The 19,492-nt window shown below is 43.2% G+C and carries 17 protein-coding genes; 3 read left to right on the top strand and 14 right to left on the bottom strand.

Features of this window, described 5'->3' with window-relative positions; all coding sequences use genetic code 11:
- Nucleotides 1–151 precede the first annotated feature (151 nt).
- The gene (locus FRZ06_20715; protein QOX65605.1) at nucleotides 152–667 is read left to right on the top strand and encodes a folate family ECF transporter S component; all 516 of its coding nucleotides are present in this window, start codon (nucleotides 152–154) and stop codon (nucleotides 665–667) included.
- On the opposite strand, the gene FRZ06_20710 is transcribed toward FRZ06_20715, so the two are convergent.
- From FRZ06_20710 to FRZ06_20685, 6 genes are all read right to left on the bottom strand, one after another.
- Nucleotides 645–1,619 (bottom strand): 2-hydroxyglutaryl-CoA dehydratase, encoded by a 975-nt coding sequence (locus FRZ06_20710; protein ID QOX65604.1) that lies wholly within the window; start codon nucleotides 1,617–1,619, stop codon nucleotides 645–647. The genes FRZ06_20715 and FRZ06_20710 overlap by 23 nt on opposite strands.
- Nucleotides 1,600–2,757, bottom strand: coding sequence for a 2-hydroxyglutaryl-CoA dehydratase (locus tag FRZ06_20705; GenBank protein ID QOX65603.1), 1,158 nt, complete (start codon nucleotides 2,755–2,757; stop codon nucleotides 1,600–1,602). The genes FRZ06_20710 and FRZ06_20705 overlap by 20 nt, the downstream gene beginning before the upstream one ends.
- A complete protein-coding gene (locus tag FRZ06_20700) occupies nucleotides 2,739–3,644 on the bottom strand; it encodes a 2-hydroxyglutaryl-CoA dehydratase (GenBank protein ID QOX65602.1) in 906 nt (301 codons plus the stop codon). The genes FRZ06_20705 and FRZ06_20700 overlap by 19 nt, the downstream gene beginning before the upstream one ends.
- Before the next feature lie 298 nt (nucleotides 3,645–3,942).
- Complete coding sequence (locus FRZ06_20695) at nucleotides 3,943–4,947, bottom strand: ADP-ribosylglycohydrolase (protein QOX65601.1); 1,005 nt, start codon at nucleotides 4,945–4,947, stop codon at nucleotides 3,943–3,945.
- An 82-nt stretch (nucleotides 4,948–5,029) separates the two neighbouring features.
- Nucleotides 5,030–6,988, bottom strand: coding sequence for a PTS beta-glucoside transporter subunit IIBCA (locus tag FRZ06_20690; protein ID QOX65600.1), 1,959 nt, complete (start codon nucleotides 6,986–6,988; stop codon nucleotides 5,030–5,032).
- 44 nt (nucleotides 6,989–7,032) lie between these two features.
- A complete protein-coding gene (locus FRZ06_20685) occupies nucleotides 7,033–7,875 on the bottom strand; it encodes a PRD domain-containing protein (GenBank protein QOX65599.1) in 843 nt (280 codons plus the stop codon).
- A 411-nt stretch (nucleotides 7,876–8,286) separates the two neighbouring features.
- Here FRZ06_20685 and FRZ06_20680 point away from each other — a divergent pair, with 411 nt between their 5' ends.
- A complete protein-coding gene (locus tag FRZ06_20680) occupies nucleotides 8,287–11,649 on the top strand; it encodes a hypothetical protein (GenBank protein ID QOX65598.1) in 3,363 nt (1,120 codons plus the stop codon).
- 178 nt (nucleotides 11,650–11,827) lie between these two features.
- Here FRZ06_20680 and FRZ06_20675 read toward each other — a convergent pair whose 3' ends face one another.
- The 7 genes from FRZ06_20675 to FRZ06_20645 all read right to left on the bottom strand — a co-directional run bounded on the left by FRZ06_20675 (nucleotide 11,828) and on the right by FRZ06_20645 (nucleotide 17,126).
- Complete coding sequence (locus tag FRZ06_20675; GenBank protein QOX65597.1) at nucleotides 11,828–12,070, bottom strand: RNA-binding S4 domain-containing protein; 243 nt, start codon at nucleotides 12,068–12,070, stop codon at nucleotides 11,828–11,830.
- A gap of 33 nt (nucleotides 12,071–12,103) precedes the next feature.
- Nucleotides 12,104–12,307 (bottom strand): hypothetical protein, encoded by a 204-nt coding sequence (locus FRZ06_20670; protein QOX65596.1) that lies wholly within the window; start codon nucleotides 12,305–12,307, stop codon nucleotides 12,104–12,106.
- 96 nt (nucleotides 12,308–12,403) lie between these two features.
- Nucleotides 12,404–12,706, bottom strand: a complete 303-nt coding sequence (locus FRZ06_20665) for a hypothetical protein (GenBank protein ID QOX65595.1) — start codon at nucleotides 12,704–12,706, stop codon at nucleotides 12,404–12,406.
- Between the two features lie 256 nt (nucleotides 12,707–12,962).
- Nucleotides 12,963–13,241 (bottom strand): HU family DNA-binding protein, encoded by a 279-nt coding sequence (locus FRZ06_20660; GenBank protein ID QOX65594.1) that lies wholly within the window; start codon nucleotides 13,239–13,241, stop codon nucleotides 12,963–12,965.
- Nucleotides 13,242–13,321: 80 nt separating this feature from the next.
- Nucleotides 13,322–14,149, bottom strand: coding sequence for a nucleoside triphosphate pyrophosphohydrolase (gene mazG / locus FRZ06_20655; protein ID QOX66028.1), 828 nt, complete (start codon nucleotides 14,147–14,149; stop codon nucleotides 13,322–13,324).
- Between the two features lie 84 nt (nucleotides 14,150–14,233).
- Nucleotides 14,234–15,832, bottom strand: coding sequence for a polysaccharide biosynthesis protein (locus FRZ06_20650; GenBank protein ID QOX65593.1), 1,599 nt, complete (start codon nucleotides 15,830–15,832; stop codon nucleotides 14,234–14,236).
- Between the two features lies 1 nt (nucleotide 15,833).
- A complete protein-coding gene (locus FRZ06_20645) occupies nucleotides 15,834–17,126 on the bottom strand; it encodes an amidohydrolase (protein ID QOX65592.1) in 1,293 nt (430 codons plus the stop codon).
- A gap of 553 nt (nucleotides 17,127–17,679) precedes the next feature.
- Between FRZ06_20645 and spoVT the strand changes: the two genes are divergently transcribed.
- Nucleotides 17,680–18,225, top strand: coding sequence for a stage V sporulation protein T (gene spoVT, locus FRZ06_20640; GenBank protein QOX65591.1), 546 nt, complete (start codon nucleotides 17,680–17,682; stop codon nucleotides 18,223–18,225).
- A 56-nt stretch (nucleotides 18,226–18,281) separates the two neighbouring features.
- Here the strand turns inward: spoVT and FRZ06_20635 are convergent, their stop codons facing one another.
- A complete protein-coding gene (locus tag FRZ06_20635) occupies nucleotides 18,282–19,472 on the bottom strand; it encodes a M28 family peptidase (GenBank protein ID QOX65590.1) in 1,191 nt (396 codons plus the stop codon).
- Between the last annotated feature and the right edge of the window lie 20 nt (nucleotides 19,473–19,492).

Below are 19,492 nucleotides of genomic sequence, written 5' to 3'. Positions count from 1 at the left end.
GAATTCTGAATCTTTAGTGTAGTATATCGATTGATTGGTTTGTTCCGGTTTACGCCGGCTTGATCCGTCATTGCGGTATCATTGGAGCAATCCGATTCCGCAGGTGCCTATGGCACTGATATGAATACTTCTAAAGAGGAGGGATTTTTTTATGAAACAAAATCAAAACACGTCAAGATTAATTACCATTGCCTTTTTCATTGCACTGGAGATCATACTGACCAGATTCTTATCCATTAATACGCCATTTTTGCGTATCGGATTTGGATTTCTTCCGGTAGCCATGCTGGGCATTCTCTATGGCCCGCTTTGGGCCGGCGCGGCTTATGCCGTCGGCGATCTATTAGGAATTATGATGTTTCCGTCGGGAGCATTCTTCCCCGGTTTCACCATATCTGCATTTTTAACCGGTCTTACCTTCGGTTTTTTTCTCTATAATAAACCGGTCACTTGGAAGAGAGTACTCATGGCATCGTCCGTCGTTTGCCTTTTGATCAATATGTGTCTGGATACGCTATGGCTTTACATTCTAATGGACAATGCAGTCATTGCGCTGATCCCGGCCAGAATTTTCAAGTCAGTGGTTATGCTTGCAATCCAAGTTACGCTGATACCCATGGTTTGGAACAGACTCTTAAGCAAAATCAAACTGATACAGACAGCTTGATATCTGTTGCCTGATATTTTCCGCAACGGTCAGAGAAACATCCGATCTGCCGACCCTTTGACCTGAGAAGAACCACCTCGCAGTGATTGCTGCAATCGGTGCATTCAAAGGTATCAGTACTGATATCATCATGACCCACTTCAAAGCCTTTGAAGCGGGTCTTTTTATTTTCCTCTTCAATATGTTCCTGCGCGATAACAGCGCACCCATACGCGCCCATCACCTTGTGGTACTCAGGCACCAGGATCTCACATTCAAGAGCCTCTTCAAACGCGCGGCGGATTCCTTCATTGGCTGCGACGCCACCTTGAAAACACACCTTTGGCTCAATTTCCTTTCCTTTTGCTACGTTGCTTAAATAGTTTCTGACCAAAGCTTTCGACATCCCCGCAATGATATCCTCCATCGAACAACCAAGCTGCTGCTTATGTATGATGTCCGATTCAGCAAATACAGCACAGCGCCCGGCAATTCTCACAGGGTTTGCGGCTCTTAAAGCATAAGCTCCAAGATCCTGCACCGCAAGTCCCAGCCGCTCAGCCTGACGATCCAGAAAGGAACCGGTTCCTGCTGCGCAAACGGTGTTCATTGCAAAATCTCTGATCACACCATCATTTAATAAGATGATTTTGGAGTCTTGACCTCCAATTTCAATAATTGTCCTGATTTCCGGATCGTAGACAGCGGCTGCCACACCATGGGTTGTAATTTCGTTTTTAACTACATCTGCTCCCGCTACTGCGGCTGCCAGCGATCTGCCGCTCCCCGTAGTACAAATACCGTCTATTTCGCGGCTTTTGTATTTTTTCCCCAGTTGCCGCAGTCCCTCCTTCACCGCTTCGATGGGCGTTCCTCTTGTCTTCAAATACAACTGGTCTATGATTCTTCTTTTTTCATTCATAATTACAAGGTCTGTACTTACAGAACCTACATCAATGCCCAGGTAATACATTTATCTTCCCCCTATTTTTCTTCATTGCTGCATCGTGCTTTTGCTTTTCTTCCATTCGTTTTCTTCTGCTCAGCATATCAACGAAAGCCTCGATTCTCGTAATATATCCCGCTTCTCCACCCATTTCATCATAAATTACCGTAAGAACGCTGAGATGATTCTCCTTCATCATCTTGCTGAAAACCGCCTTTGCGACAATTTCCGGCATGCATCCGACAGGGAAAACCTGGATCACTCCGTCATATCCCTTTCGTGAGCACAAGATTCCCTCCGCTACGGTATCCTTTGCATAACCGCCGATTTCATAGGGCAGGTATCGATTCCCCAAGAGCCTCTTTTTCAATTGAAGGGGATGGACAATGGTTCTGTCAATCCACCACCCTAAGGTAACTCGTTTTTCAAAGGATACCCCCATATCCATCAGAAGCTCCTCCATATGATGATTTGCAAAGGGTTCGATCATGGAATAGATTTCACCCGTCATCAGCAAATGCAGCGGCGTCTTACTTCTGTTGACAGGAATCTGTGCGATCTGTTTATGATGCCGCCTAATGCTCCGCAGTGCTTCACGAATGCTCCCGGCTTTTGAGAGTTCTCCTCTGCACTGGGCGGTGATTTTTTTGCAGGCACCTTTTTCCGCTTCATATCCTGCAAGCAAATGTGCCTTTTGATCCAGCTTCTCCAAACCTTTTATCAATTGATATGTCCCGTTTAAAGCTATAAGAATTTCTGGCAGTCCTTTCCTGCTTTCAGACACCAGATAGGATAATCTTTGAAGAAGCTCCCTTACCCCAATGGCTTTGGAAGAATCCAGAAGAACCCAACGAAATTGATAGCCCCGTTTATCTAAGATGGATTTTAGAAGTTCTCCGTACTCCCCCAGCCTGCAAGGCCCCATCGTCGCAGGCATTACCACGGTATCCGCTCCCATCGCATGAGCTTGTATCAAGTTGGAAACCATAAGCTTGAACGGAATACAAATTTCATCAGGGGAGACACTGCTCCCTTTCTCCAGGCCGCTAATGGTGTTGTAAGGCGGCGTTACAATTTCTATGCCCAGCTCAGAAAAAAAAATCCTTCCCACCAAATGAGCATCACCGATATGAGGAAAGGTTAGTTTCACTTCATCACCTCCCAAAAAGCTTCCAGTCTGGTATGATACCCAGCCTCTCCCGTCTGCTCGTCCAGCTTCAGCACCAGCAGAGGAAAGTTACCAATTTTGTTTTTAATCATCTCAATAATGATGGAATCTGTCCCACAGCAGAAAGACGATACATAGATAATCCCATCGATCTCTTTTCTCTCCATCAAAATCATAGCTGGAGCGAAATTATGAACAAAGAACAGCCAGTACGGCTTTTTTATCAGTCCGGATAAAGCTTCTGATTTCTCATACTGGCTGATCCACTCTTCCGTTATCACACCAATATCCAGCTGATGAAGTTTATTAATTAGATTCAGATTAGCAAAGGAATCATAGATATTATACGGATGGCCTGCCAGAAACACTCTTTTCTGATATCCGTTTTCCCAGATGCCGAAGCTGGAATTTCTCTGGTTTTCAGAAGCAGAGAAAAAAGCTCGTTCCATTCTTGTATCAGAAACACCAATTTGGCGGCACCCCTTTTTTAAAGCACTCTTGAGTTTTTTAGGATCATTCATATAAAGAGGTTCTGTAAAAATTTGATTTGTTTTTCCGGTGCCGCTGGCTACAAGCTCCGGCAATCCCTGAAACTTAGGGCAAATAGATTCACCGAATTCACAGTTCATAATACGTGGTACCGCAATGCAGTCACAATTCTTCTGAAGCTTTGCTGCGTGCCCATGATATAGCTTCATAGGCAGACAAGCCTCATCCACACAATTGTGCGTACCTAAATCTAGAATTTCTTTATTGGATACTGTTGAATATTCAGTGCTGACACCTAGCTCATTAAAAAAAGTCCTGATAAAGGGCTCATATTTGAAATATAATAATCCACCAGGGATTCCGATTTTCATGTAAAAACCTCCACACAATTTCATGTTTATTATTGCCAAATGGTGGAGAATTTATGACGATGTCTAGAAATTAATTATGATTTTGCCTCAATTCGCTTACCCTTGACAGTAATAGGAACTATCTCAAACTGGTTCGACTATTTGGATCATCCAGTTGCAGAATGATAGTTTATATTGCCTGCTAAAAAATCGAGACATATCCGCCGTACAAGAAAAAAAGGATAAGGTAACCGCAGTCACCTCATCCGAAGCTTATACTATAATCATAAGATCTCTTAGTTCCACATCCTGATTCACAGACTAAATGATTTCTTCCGTATAATCAATTTCCATTTGTATTGAATGGTGACAGAAGAGATAACGCATTGCTTAGCTCATCAAAGTTTAAATGATTTGTTCTCTCTAAATCCTGTATCAGTGAATCGCTGAAATTAGGATTCATTCCTCCGCATATGCCTGTAGCGATTGCTCCGATGGTATCTGTATCACCTCCAAGGGATGCTGAAAGCTTAGCAGCTAGCATTGGATCACCTTTGGATATTTCTATCACCGCAAGCACGGATGGAATGGTTTCTATCGTCTCAACTCCTGTACCTATGACTTCATAAAGGTTTTCTAGTGCTTCCGATATGGTGCAATTTCTAATTATTTCTTTTGCCAGTTTCATTCTCTGAATGATAGATGCTGAAGGAAGCCGAAATCCTCTGTTCAAAGCTTGACCAGCAATTACTTCCGCCAGGTTCCATATCCTTTCTATGTCCTTTCCCCCTGAGACAACATAGCTGACAATTCCGGCAACAATACTTGCACCCTGTATGGCAATCGATGTATTATGCGATGGCTTGCATATCATGCTTACCTTTTGTATCAGAGCGTCTATATCCCGATAGTCTGATATCATTCCAATTGGGCTTATTTTCATTGCAGCTCCGTTTGTTGTACCGAATTTTCCGGTTTCCTCCACCGATACCCCTCGCTCAATTGCCTCCAGTGCTTTCAATGTACTTGGTCCGCATACAAGCGCTGCTACGTTCGACTCATTTTTCCACTGAATCAACTGATTGATATAACTCTCGGTATTGATTATTCCATGATTTTCAATGATCATTTTTGCGATCATCATTGTATTAATCGTATCATCCGTAATTTCACCGGCTACCATGGTTCTTCCAAAAAAGTCATCCTCTTGCGATGGAAGAAGTTCTTCTATTCCTTTGGGAAATCTTACCCGAATATGCTCCTGCGTCCAGAACTCTGTGGGCATCCCCATAGCATCCCCATAGGCGCCGCCAATTAAAACACCTTTTATTCTTAAATAAAGTTCCATATCGACTCCATTTTTCACCTTACTACCTGTCTCTTTCTATTTCTATATTGCTTATTCCAAAGTGGAACAGCTAATTCTACGCCTATTGATTGACGAATTCATTTTCCTTCGAAACCACTCTGATTAGTTGGTCAAAATAGTCAACATCTTCCTTCATCGTTTCGATAATATCAAAATAGTCGTCAGTATTTGTAATAATAATTGGAGAAACCAGGCTATATCCTTCTTTTGTTATGCCTTCTATATCAAACTCCACCAGCACATCGCCCTTTTTTATCTTTGCTCCCTGCTGCACTTTCTTTGTGAAATACTTACCGTTTAGCCGTACCGTATCAAGCCCCACGTGTATTAAAATCTCACATCCGTCATCACTGGTAATAGCAATTGCATGACCAGTAGGAAACAGTGCTGTGACAATGCCGTCACAGGGTGCTACAGCTCTGCCCTCAGCAGGTAAAATAGCGATTCCCTTCCCTAATACTCCTTTGGAAAACGATGCATCCTCTAGATTTTCCAATTTTATAGTTTTTCCTTTAAAGGGTGAAGCAACTGTGTTTTGGGCGAACGGTTTTTTCCCGGCTGCTAAACTGATTTGTGAATTTTGCTCATTGAAAAAAATAAAAGTTAACAGGAAGGCTATCGTCATGGAAATAATGATAGCAATGATTGCAACAAAGAATCCACTCATATCACCGTTGGGATTGATAAAAGCAACTGTGCCCAACACACCTACACTAACTGCATACATTTTCGCACCAAATATGGAAATGATGATCGCACCCACCGTCGCACCGATGATACTAAAGGCAAAACGTTTCTTAACCGGCAGGGTAACACCATAAATTGCTGGCTCAATAATGCAAAAGCATCCTGAAATCATTGCGGGAATGCAGACGTTTTTCACCGTTCTATCTTTTGTTTTAAGATATACCGCCAAAACTACTGCCGTTTGTGTAAAGGAAGCGGTAAAAATCATCGGAATAATATAATCGTAACCCAATGCTCCCATATTGGTAATACCAACCGTTATTAGCGGCCAGTGCAGCCCAAGTATTACCAGTGGCTGATATACGATGCCTACCACAAGTGATGTAATAACAGGCGATAAGCTATTGAGATATGTTATTGCTGCAGTTACCAGCAATGACAAAATATTTGCAATCGGACCGATTGCAAGAATTGTTAAAGGAACACAAACTGCAATCGAAAGGAAGGGAACAAGGGTAAATGCTACAATATCCGGAATATGTTTCTTTAAAAACCTTTCGAATTTTGAGGTAAAATACATCGCTACTATAATAGGTACTACTGTAGAGGTATATCCTGTAGTTGGGAATATAATCGGTATTCCAAAGAACGTTTTATAAACCGGTGTTTCCAAAATAGAATTTGAAAATAAGGTAAACAACGGGTCACCTGCTGTCAGACTGGTTAATATGGTTGGAAACACGAGGCATGCACCAATTGCCATACCAACAAATCCGTCCATTCGGAAGGCTTTTGCAGATGTATATCCCAAGAAGATTGGAAAGAAAGTGAATAAGGCATTTCCCATCACACTTAAAATAACGTATGCCCCATCTGTGGGCTCAAGAGCACCACACGCTACCATCAGAGCCAGCAAACCCTGAATCAATCCGGAAGCCATTAAGATTCCTAAAACAGGTGTAATTGATTTTGTAATAATCTGAATCACTTTGTTTAAAATCGACTTATCCTTTTCATCTTTTTGCAACTCCTCCTCTTTGAGCCCTAATGATGCAATAAGTTCGGTATAAACGCCTTCCACAATTGTTCCAACAACTACCTGGTATTCGCCGCCAGCTTTTTGTGCTGTGGTTATTTTACTGTTTGAAATAATATTCTTTTCGTCTACCAGAGAATAATCCTTTAACTTAAATCTTAACCTCGTCATACAGTGGCTTACTGAAATAACGTTGTCTTTGTCTCCGACATTTTTAATAATAAATGCTACTAAATCAGTGTACTTTGCCATCTTGCTCCTCCTTTTATTCCTAGTGTAACCCACATCAAATATCATTAAGGTATTTCATGTGGATTGTACTAGCAGTTTCACATGTCAATTTATTTATCACTATTCATTGCGCGCTCAATGTGAATAGATAAATACGTCTTTTCTTCGTCTGTGATTCGCAGATCACATTCTGTTTTGAAATATTCTTCTATCTTCAAAACACAGCCATATGCCTTTTTATATTTTTCTTTCACCATCATAAACAAGTCATTATCGAGGCATTCTCCGGTATATTCTTTATTTGACAATGCTCTTTGAACAAAAAATCTCAGATGTGTAATAAAACGGTGATAGGAAAGTGAATTAACTTCAAAGCTCTTTTTATAGGTATAGGTTACGATGTTTGTTAATTCTTTCATGATTTGTGTAACACGGTACATATTGTCGTCTTCATTCTTCTGATCTGCATTTACGATATGCAGGGCAATAAAACCAGCCTCATCATCAGGAAGCCGAATCGCAAACTCTTCCTCAATTAAGTCCAGAGCTTCTAACCCAACTTTATATTCGTCCGGATAAAACCTTTGGATCTCCCATAACAAAGAATTTCTAATATGAAACCCTTCTTTAAATCGTTTTATGGAAAAGCTAATATGATCTGCCAGTGAAATGTAGATGGCATCACTTATTTTTTTCCCTAATTTAAATCTTGCTTCATTAATGATTCTCTCTGCCAACCGAATCTGCTCCAGCGGAAGTTTCATAATAAGTTCTTCAAGCTTCGCTACGTGCATCTTATCTTGTAAGTAGAATATTTTCTCGATTTCGTGCTCTTCCACCTTATATCCAACCTTTTTGCCGTAACATACACCTTTACCCATAATAATTTTTTCTTTATCATCATTCTCTTTTACAATTGCAAAATTATTATTTAGAATCTTTACAATTACCATCTTTTACCCCTCAAAAATGACAAAAAACCTATCATCACATATTGCATGGATGATAGGTTTAGCTCGCTTTATAGATCGCAATTACTACCCTATATTTTAATTATATCCCAAACTTATTAATTGTCAACAAATTTGATCAGCCACTAATTCAAATAGTGGGGAACTTATAAGTAATTGGTTTGCTAGAAAAAAGTTATTAATTGGATAATTATGAATTTAAAACGTTTTATTATTGACATATTATAAAAGGAAGAATAAAATTCTGAGTTAAGCAAAGGCGCTATTTAGCGCCTTATTTTTTTTGTATATGTTCTGCTGTAAAAATGCAGCTGATGCTGTATTGCATTATGAATACCTAGCCTTCTGCATTTACAGAATAAAGTGATTTCTATTAGAAGAAAAGGAGGAAGTATGAAAGTCAAAAAGTTAATTTCAGTCTGTTTGTCCGCAGCGATGGTTCTCAGTTCTGTTGCTCCGGCTTTTTCGGCCGAAGCGACAAGCAATTCCGCTGTTAACAAGTTTACAGACACTGAAGGCCACTGGGCTTCTGCTGCCATTGAGAAATGGTCCGGTTTTCATGTGCTGAACGGTTCTGATGGATTATTCAGACCGGACGGCTACATTACAAGGGCAGAGATGGCTACGATACTTGATAACATGATGGGATACCAAAAAACATCGAAGAACAGTTTTTCTGATGTTCCATCAGGGGCATGGTACACAACCGCTGTTTTAAAAGCGAACGCCGCCGGAATTCTCAACGGAGACGGATCAGGACATGCCAATCCAACAGACAGAATTACAAGAGAGCAAGCCGCCTTGATGCTAGCCCGCGCATTCTCAGTAGATGACAACCCGGGCAGCACATCAAAATTTATCGATAAGCAAGAGATATCCTCCTGGGCAAAATCGCAGGTATTCGGGATGGAAGCAGCTGGATTTATCAGCGGATATCACAGCAAGTTCAATCCAAAGAGCAGCATTACCAGAGCGGAAGTCGTTACGATGATCAACAATGCGGTAAAAGGCTACTTTATGAATCCTGGAACGTATACCACTGGTGCTAACGGACTCACTATTATCAAGTCAGACGGTGTCACACTAAAGGATGCTGTTATCGATGGAGATCTCATTATCGCCGAAGGTGTTGCAGAAGGGAACGTTATCCTCGATGGTGCCGTGATCAAAGGGACACTAATTGCAAGAGGAGGCGGTGAAAATTCCGTCGTAATCACAGGCGGTGCTGAAGTCAAATCCGTAAAGGTTGAAAAGCTTGGAGGCAAGATCAGAATCTTTGCTGACGGAGTAGTCATCAATGAACTTGATGCAGCAGAACAAGTAATCCTGGAGGGGACCTTTGGTACGGTAACCGTAGCGGCAGATGTTTCGGTGACCATCAAAGGAAACATTGCAGAACTTGACCTGAGAAAGGGCAGCATCGCAGACATTCAGTCCGGAACCATCACTGCTTTGAACATTCCTTCCGGTGCCACAGCTATCGTAACAGAGAACGCATCCGTAAAGACTTTAAATGTGACCGGTTCCGCAGAGATTAAAGGCACTGGAAAAATCGAAGTTGCCAACATTTCTGGAGACGGTGCAAAAATACAGCAGACGCCTGCCAAGACAAACCTGTCCGAGGGAGCTTCAGCCACTGTTGGAGGTAAAACGATAGGAGCAACTCCCACCCCGAGCGGCTCAAAAGGAAGTTCTGGCGGCAGCGGCGGATCTTCAGGAGCAGTCGGTACCCCCTACAGTACCTTGACTGCCGATGGAGAATTGCTAAAAGCCTTTACCCTGCTGGGCATCACTAACGGGGGAAAAATGAATGATATTGACTACACCTCTGATGCAGCAGTTTATTATGTTGCAAATCAGGCAAGTGCTCGCAAACGTACCTTTTCCAGTGATGGTACTGCAGCCACGAGCAATAGGCTCATTGGGAATTTCGTTGAACTTTGGGATACCGATGAAGACGGGTCTTCAGACCTTATCTTATCCGTTTCTCCTGCTTACAGCAAGACCTATTGGGATTCTCAGCTGCGCTGGATTGAAGGCGCCGGTATAAACGGAGAATCCGATGTGGAGGATGAAATCGGCCAATCGGTCTTTGGGCAGGAGTATACCATACCAATGGGTGAACGATTGCTGACCGGGGCCGGACTTGAAGCTTGGAGCGGCGCTACCGATTTTAATAATATCATTGAGTATGGAGATGACACGGGAGAAACACTCGCATCTGGGTTAAATTATTACTGGCCTCAGCATCGGTATTATGATGCAGAATCTAATGATACCCTGACCTTACTAACGAATTACAAAACAGCCGAACAAACCACTGGTTCCAATTGTGGTCCCACATCGGCATTAACCGTTCTGGAATGGTTTGGAGAAAGAGGAGATCTTAACGAAAATGACCTTGTAGCCTTACGGGAAAAGACAAGATGGGGCGGGGCCACCATGCTGGACCAGATGCAGAATATCTTCGAAAATCTCTCTAGTCTCGGTCTCACAGATGGGTGGGAGCTTTATTCCAGCTATGACAACAAATATGGCCTTTATGATTCCGACTGGATACAGGACACGCTCTCTAATGGGATTCCCATCATGGTTGGTTGGAACAGCTTCGGCGGACACTGGCAGGTTATCATCGGCTATGACAACATGGGAACCCCTGGAACAGCAGACGATGTACTGATACTAATGGACCCCTATGATTCTACCGACCACAGAAACGACGGCTATAATATCCAGTCCTATGAAAGACTTGCATACGGCAGGCAGGGATTTGATAATGCAGTTGGATATAAAGGAACCTTATTCCTGACAGCTGTTCCTTCAGATTGGAGCTATACACCGAAGAGTACGGGCTATACCATTTCAACAACCAGCTCCGCAATGAACTTTGGCGCGGGCTATGGTGCAGAGCTGGAAGCAAACTGGATTCCATATCGCGATACTGCGGATGATATCTATAACATCTACCCTGACACTGAAATCTGGGGGAGCGGGGATGACGGGCTAGCTGGGCCTGCAACCGGCAGTTACCGCCACACTGGGGATGTTCCTTATTCATCATACTACTCCCACTTCGATTTCTACAATATTAACAGTGACTCAGTACCGAGCCTGGTACTTCTGGAGCAGTTCAGAACCACGCAGCAAGCTACAGAGTGGACCTGCGGGCTTGCTTCCGCGCTTATGTCGATCGAATGGTTCGGCGAAAACAATTCCGGTTTTACTGAGATTGACCTGGCACAGATGAGACAGGGAGGAAAAGCTGGCGCTACTACTGTAAATGGCATGGAAGAGGTCTTCGAAACATTGAATGAGGATTATGGCGGAGACTGGGCTTGGTTCACCATGAGAGATCTGGATGACTGGCTTGGTATCGGAGATCATTACCTTGGATCAGGGACATCATTTGGTACGGAAGATGGATTAGACGGTTTGATTCCCTATCTTCTGTCCAACGGAATACCAATGATGATCGGCTGGGATGAATGGGGCGGTCATTGGCAGGTAATTATCGGCTATGATGATATGGGCACCCCTGAAACACAGGATGACGTTCTAATTCTTGCTGATCCCTACGACACTACAGACCACAATATGGACGGCTATGTCATAGAAAGCTTCGAACGCCTCGTATACGGCTGGGATGCAGCTTTTGATGAAGACAATGCTTTTATTGTAGCCTTCCCAGCGTCTGAGAATCCTGATGTAATCCAGGAACTTGGACTGGAAGCTCCATATTTCACTCCAAAAAAATAACTAGATGAGACAACTTAAATTGCTTTACTGCTCACAATGACTGACAGAATTAAATTACATGAAAAAAGCCGCTTCCACGTGGAGCGGCTTTTATATTGTATATTCGGTTTGATTCTGCATTATTGTAAAGCTTCCTGTCATCACAAAAGAACAGTTCTTCATAGGATGATTTCTGCGGTTACTCCACAATTTCATACATGGTTGCAGCAGCTTCCTTCGTGCTGTGTTCAGACAACACCAATACCTTTGCTTTGATTTGTGCATTGCCAAACTGGATCAGAATGATATCTCCAACCTTGACTTCACTCCCAGGCTTTGCAGCCTTTCCGTTAATCGAGATACGCTCCTGATCGCATGCTTCTTTTGCAATGGTTCTCCGCTTGATCAATCTTGAGTTTTTTAGAAACTTATCTATTCTCATATTCCTGTAAATTGCTCCCTGCTGTCCGTTTTTTCATTGCAGCTTCCCTTCGCCTTTCGGCTCGTGATTCTGCGAAAAAAAGGCAACGTCCCTTCGGGACTCCGACTCGCTCCGCTCCCTGCTGTCCGTTTTTTCATTGCAGCTTCCCTTCGCCTTTCGGCTCGTGATTCTGCGAAAAAAAGGCAACGTCCCTTCGGGACTCTGACTCGCTCCGCTCCCTGCTGTCCGTTTTTTCATTGCAGCTTCCCTTCGCCTTTCGGCTCGTGATTCTGCGAAAAAAAGGCAACGTCCCTTCGGGACTCCGACTCGCTCCGCTCCCTGCTGTCCGTTTTTTCATTGCAGCTTCCCTTCGCCTTTCGGCTCGTGATTCTGCGAAAAAAAGGCAACGTCCCTTCGGGACTCCGACTCGCTCCGCTCCCTGCTGTCCGTTTTTTCATTGCAGCTTCCCTTCGCCTTTCGGCTCGTGATTCTGCGAAAAAAAGGCAACGTCCCTTCGGGACTCTGACTCGCTCCGCTCCCTGCTGTCCGTTTTTCATTGCAGCTTCCCTTCGCCTTTCGGCTCGTGATTCTGCGAAAAAAAGGCAACGTCCCTTCGGGACTCCGACTCGCTCCGCTCCCTGCTGTCCGTTTTTTCATTGCAGCTTCCCTTCGCCTTTCGGCTCGTGATTCTGCGAAAAAAAGGCAACGTCCCTTCGGGACTCCGACTCGCTCCGCTCCCTGCTGTCCGTTTTTTCATTGCAGCTTCCCTTCGCCTTTCGGCTCGTGATTCTGCGAAAAAAAGGCAACGTCCCTTCGGGACTCCGACTCGCTCCGCTCCCTGCTGTCCGTTTTTTCATTGCAGCTAAAGCTGCGAAAAAAAGGCAGCCTAGCGCTGCCTTTCATGTTGGTGGTTTTATTTGTTCACTGCGTCTTTTAATGCTTTACCAGCTTTGAAAACTGGGGCTTTTGCAGCTTCGATCTTTATAACTTCACCAGGTTTTCTAGGATTTCTTCCCTGTCTTGCTTTTCTCTGACGAGTTTCAAAAGTACCAAATCCAATTAACTGTACCTTTTCCCCCTTAACAAGAGCAGCCTCAACACTTGCAACGAACGCATTCACTGCAACCTCAGCATCCTTCTTAGTGAAACCTGTTTTCTCTGCTACGCTAGCAACTAATTCTGCTTTATTCACCGAACATAACCTCCTTTAATTTGTTTAAAATGATTGGTTTGAAGTGAAACACTTCCCTTTACCCACTTGTTTTTTATTGATCAAAGATTGCGGTTTCTGGCTTTTGCTTGTTCCCATAGCTTGTCCATTTCTTCAAGGTTCATTTCTTCCAATGTTTTCCCCTGAAGCTTGGCCGAATCTTCAATAAAACCAAATCTATCAATAAACTTAGATGAAGTAAAGTTCAAAGCCTCTTCAGGATTTACTCCCAGGAATCGTGCTACATTCACTACTGCGAATAATAGATCTCCAACTTCTTCCATTATACTGGCTTCGTCGTTTCCCCGGTAAATCTCAAGGAGCTCGCCAGTCTCCTCTTTAACTTTAGAGAACGCATCACTAACATCGTCCCAGTCGAATCCGACTTCAGCTGCCTTCTTTTGAATTTTATAACTTCTTATCAAAGCGGGCAGTGCATTGGGTACATTTCTCAAAGAATCTGTATGCGTTGCGGTTCCCCGCTCTTTTCTTTTCACATTTTCCCATTTTTCAAGGACTTTGTCAATACTTTCTGAATTTTTGTTTAAAAAAACATGGGGATGGCGACGCAGCATTTTCTCGCATTCCCGGTTGGCGATACTGCGAAGATCGAACTGATTCTCCTCACTTCCGAGGTTGGCATGAAATATGACCTGAAGAAGCACATCACCCATTTCCTCTTCCAGATTGTCCATATCCGCCTTATCAATAGCATCCGCCGCTTCGTAAGCCTCTTCTAAAAGGCAGGAACGCAGGCTTTTGTGGGTTTGCACCCGATCCCAAGGACAACCTTCCTCACTGCGCAAAAGCGCAATGATATCAGCAAGCCGCTGAATTGCTTCTTCTGCTGTTTTTCCTTCTTCATAGAATTTTGCGTATTTTGTTTCCATTGTTACTACCTTTGTTTCTCTCCTGCACCCGGTGGGATTTTCTCGAATGATTTCTGAAAATCCAGCCAACGATCAATCACCTTATTACTTTTTTATCTTATTCATCAGATTTATAATCTTGCCGCCCTTTGGAAGCGCTCTTAATTCTTCTTTTTTAATGGATTTTGTCACAAATAGCATTGCACAATATACAAGTGCACCGATGAGTACTGCCACCATGGTGGAGAGGGCATTTCCGAAAAAGCCGTACATCAATCGATAGGTTGCCCACACCACACCACTCATAACGAGGGCGGAAGAAACAGGTTTCACATAGGTAAGCATAAAATCAAACTTAACCCCTGTATATTTCTTTACAGCTATTATGTTCAAGGATGATGCAACAATATACGCCGCAACGGTACCGATTGCTGCACCTCTTACGTTGATGCTATTTACCCCAGTCAGGGTATAGGTCAGAATCACCTTGATAATCGCACCGATCAGCAAGTTGATTACCGGTACCATTGGTTTTCCAAGTCCTTGCAGAACTCCGGTAAGCGTCTGTACTGTGGATAGGAAGATAACACCAAACGCCATGATGAAAAGACATGGCGCCGCACTGATTGCACTTGCCTTCTGCATGGGATACAGCAGCCGCATAATTGGCTCAGACAAGGTCATAAGTCCAAAAGCGCAGGGGAGACCTATAATAATAGCGGTCCTGATTCCCAGACGTACGTTGTAGTTCAGGAAATTCATGTCCTTTTGCTTATATGCTGCTGCGATAGCAGGAACCAGACTCATTGCAATGGCTTGTGTTAATACCTGAGGAAAGTTGATCAGAGGTCCTGCCATACCCGTTAGTTGACCATAAAGGCCGTTTGCAGCCTCTTCAGACCAGCCAGTCTCCTGCAGTCTCCGCATTACAATTCCCACATCAATAGTATTCATGATCGGCATGATCGCAGCACCGATTGTGACAGGAATTGCAATCATTAAGATTTTTACCAAGATATCCTGTCCCCGCTCTGTATTGCTGCGGCTCCCGCGTTCAATATCTCTTTTTACTCCGTTCCTTTTATAGTAATAGATGGCCATGACGGTAATTAAGCCCATGACCGACCCCGCGGTAGCTCCGAAGGATGCACCTGCCGCAGCAAACACAGTTCCCTCTTTAATTAGAACGTAGGCAAGAGACAAACCAGCCACAACACGGAAGAACTGTTCTACGACCTGCGATGCTGCTGTGGGCTTCATATTTTGTGTTCCCTGAAAATAACCCCTATACGCCGCCATAATCGGAACAAACAAAAGAGCTGGCGCGATTGCCATCATAGCATATTTTGCTCCAGGATTACCGATAGCATTCACGATATGCCCCGCACCGAAGAACAAGATTGCCGATGAACAGATTCCGATCGCAAAAAGCAAGATAAACGATACACGAAATACCCGGTACGCTTCGTAATGCTGCCCAATGGCAACCCGCTCCGACACCATTTTGGAAATAGCAATGGGAATTCCTGCTGTGGCAAGTGTTAGAAAGAGTACGTAGATCGGGTATGCGGTCTGGTAATATCCCATTCCTTTTTCGCCAATGAGATTTGCCAGGGGAATTCGAAAAAAAGCACCCATTATTTTGATAATAATACCTGCGATACCCAGGATTACCGCTCCCTGTATAAACGATTTTTTTGCCATTTTATTTTAGCTCTCCTAAAATCCGTGTAGTCGATTTTTCTGCCTCATAAATCACTTTCTCGATGTCTATGGTAGTATACTCTCCGTTTGTGTATAGTACCTTTCCGTCAACCATGGTAAGCAGAATATCACTGCCCGAAGCCGCATATACGATATTGTTTGCCATATTATGGATCGGATGCATATTGGGCTTCCTAAGATCCACTACGATCAAGTCTGCCTTGTGCCCGGCAGCAAGCGCTCCACAATTCTCACGTCCCTGTCCTTTTGCTCCGGCTGCAGTTGCTGCAGTCAAGGTGTCTGCTGGCGTGATTAACGTAGGATCATATTGCTTGCCTTTATTGGCCACAGCAAAGAACTTCATCTCTTCAATCATATTCAAACTGTTGTTGCTGGCAACACTGTCTGTCCCGATTGCAACATTTACCCCTTTCTCCATGAGCAGAGGTACGTTGCATACGCCGCTGGCCAGCTTAAGGTTGCTCACCGGGCAGCTTGCCACAGTTACACCCTTATTGGCGAGAATATCAAAATCCTCACCCTCAATCCACACGCAGTGAGCGGCAGTCGCCTTGGTATCAAATATTTTGTGTCTATTAAGATATTGGATCGGTGTCAACCCGCCATGCCTCTTTTTGCATTCCTCATGTTCGAATTGCGTTTCGGATACATGGACATGGAGGTTCGCACCTACTGAGCTCGCATATTCAGCTAAATGCAATGCAGTTCTGGGATTGGATGTGTATTCACCATGAAGACTGATATCAATCTTCAGCCTGCCGTTTCCTTCATTGTGGTAGGACTCGAAAAGCTGTTTCGTCTCAAGAAAACCTGGAAGCTGCGCCGGATCCTCATCTGCAAAGTTTACAACACCCCTACCAATATTATTTTTTACACCGCTTTCAAGAACTGCCTTTGCCATCTCGTCACAAAAATAGTACATATCCGTTGAGGAAACAATTCCAAAGCGCAGGGATTCAGCAATTCCCAAAAGCATTCCGTTGTACACGTCTTTTCCATTGAGTTTTGATTCAAATGGAAAGATTCTCTTCTCCAGCCAATCCTGAAGGGACATATTCTCCCCATACCCTCTCAGAAGTGTCATGGGCGTATGGGCATGAGAATTATAGAAACCACTCATTAAAAGCTTGCCCTTCCCATCATAACTGTCACCATAATTTTCAGACGGCTCTTCTTTACCAATATAGTCAATGGTTTCACCCTTTATACCAACAAACATGTTGTCTTTGACCTCAAAGTTTTCGTCTAGTATCGTTATGTTTCTAAATAACATAATACGATGTTACCTCCTTTTATTTATCAGTTCCGCCCCCAATGGATCACGGATTACATTCGTATTTATTATATCATACGTGCAAGCCGCTTCCGGGTTGCTTCATACCAATACAATCAATACATCTCATGGCAAAATCTAAAATTTTATCTGATGTGCTTATTATATCACTTGATTTTAATAATAAATACAAATAAGAAGATTATACCACAATATATAAAAAACAACAGCAGGATTGCAAAATGTCTGAAGTTTCGGTTCCTTCTCATTCCCTTGAAAAACTGCGAAAATCTATGATGATAACGGTTATCCTGACCTAATTTATATTGAAGCATAGCGTTTACTCAGAAATTATTTGTATAAATACTTTCCTATTACAGATACTATTTCCAAGGAAAAAAGTGTCGGCTGGCAAGGCCGCAGATCACTGTGCTGCTGGATAAAAACGCAAGCATCATAACGCTTATATCGTTCATTTTCCAACATTTAAGCCGTATCATCCCTTGTCGGTTACACCCGTGTAAATTTGATTACGAAAGAGAGGAACAATCAAATGAAGGCAACAGGAATAGTTAGAAGAATTGACGATCTTGGGCGTGTAGTTATTCCAAAGGAAATCAGAAGAACAATGCGAATCCGTGAAGGGGATCCACTTGAAATATTCACCGACAGAGAAGGAGAGGTCATCTTAAAGAAATATTCTCCAATCAGCGAGCTGAGCCAGTTCGCAGGTGAATATGCCGAGTGCGCAAACAATGTGCTTGGCGATGTGGTGCTCATATCTGATACGGATCATATCATTGCTGTGTCGGGAGGGCCGAAAAAGGACTTTATTGAAAAAAGAATTGGTAAGGATCTGGAAAAGATCATACACGAAAAATCAAGTAAAGTTGTCCTGGAAAAAGGTGCTCTCTGTGCCGTAACAGCCGATGACAACACTCAGTCAGAGTACGAATCCCAAATTTTGGTTCCGATTGTTTCTCAGGGGGATGCAATCGGTTCCATCGTAATTCTATCGAAGAACGGTGCATTAGGGGATACCGAACTCAAAGCAGCAGAAATTGGTGCGAGCTTCCTTGCACGTCAGATGGAAAACTAATTAGCAATATAACAAGAATAAAGCCCGATCTAAATCGGGCTTTATTCTTGTTTGGTTCAACTAGGTCTATCTCGACTGTCCAGGGCTCGAATGACGTCAACGATAAAAGCTGCAGTCACTTCAATTAAGTGAAGTTCCACTTGCTCTGCAGTATCCTTTGGAGTATGTGTCAGTTCCAGCGCGTCTTCAAATAAATTCGAGGAAGTGACTGCCATACAGGGAGTTCCACGGAAGGCAAACATAACATGATCCCCGGCATACCATTCCGGTCCTTTCTCAATTTTCGAATGCTCTTCCAATTTCCGGTCCACTAGATCACACAAACTTTTGTCAAAGTTATAAGTAGAGTATGCGGTCTTAGATCCTTTCATACAAGGAGAATCAATATTAATTACCATTTTCACTGCTGTTTGCATATGCTGAATATAATTCAGATATTCCAACTGCCCTTTTACCTCATAATGCTCCTCACCATTGAATGGCACAAATTCCAGATCGTATGGCCCATTGTAATTGGAAAGCTTCTTCATCACTTCCAGCAGTACAGCTACCCCTGCTGCGTTATCCAATGCACCTGGAGTATCATTCTTCGTATCCATATGTGCACAGATTACGATCCTTCCAGCCGTAGGAGTATCCTTTTTCTTTGCCACCACAAGCTGGCTGCAGTTCTCTTCGGTAACATCAGAGCAAATCTCTAAGAAAACCGGATCGTTTGATTCGAAAATTATATTTGCTGTCGACGAATCGATATATGCATTGGGGATTTTGAAATTTCCATCCTCAAAGAGCGGAAATGGATTCAAGCCGCACATAGGGTGCTTTCCAGTCACAGCAATTACCGCTGCTGGCTTTTTTTCCTCAATTAACTCAATCAGCTGCTTATGCTCCTCAGGAAAATAAAAGGGGAAATTCATAGGCATCAGCGGACTGGCACTTAGGGAATCTGTAAGAATTAAGAAGTCATCCTCGCAGCAGGCACACGCTAACTCTTCCATAGTTCCAGCCTTGATAAAGTTCCTACTCCCTGCATAGGAAGCAGAGAAAGGCCCTGTATAAATCTCGTAAGTAACACCAAAACGAGTGATTGATGATTTTCCTTTTTTCCAGTATTTACAGACAAACGGGAACAGTATGGTCTCAAAGCCGTCCTCCATTGCTGTATCACAAATCAACTGATTCAGCTCTTTGTTTTTTACTGAACCAATCACCCTTTCGCCTACAATCTTATAAAACATCTCAGTCAAGGTATCGTTCTCCTTTCATT

Source organism: Clostridiales bacterium, assembly GCA_015243575.1.
In the GTDB taxonomy this organism is placed as follows: domain Bacteria; phylum Bacillota; class Clostridia; order Peptostreptococcales; family Anaerovoracaceae; genus Anoxybacterium; species Anoxybacterium hadale.
Note: the sequence above shows the minus strand (reverse complement) of the source record. Positions and strands in the feature narration are given on the sequence as shown.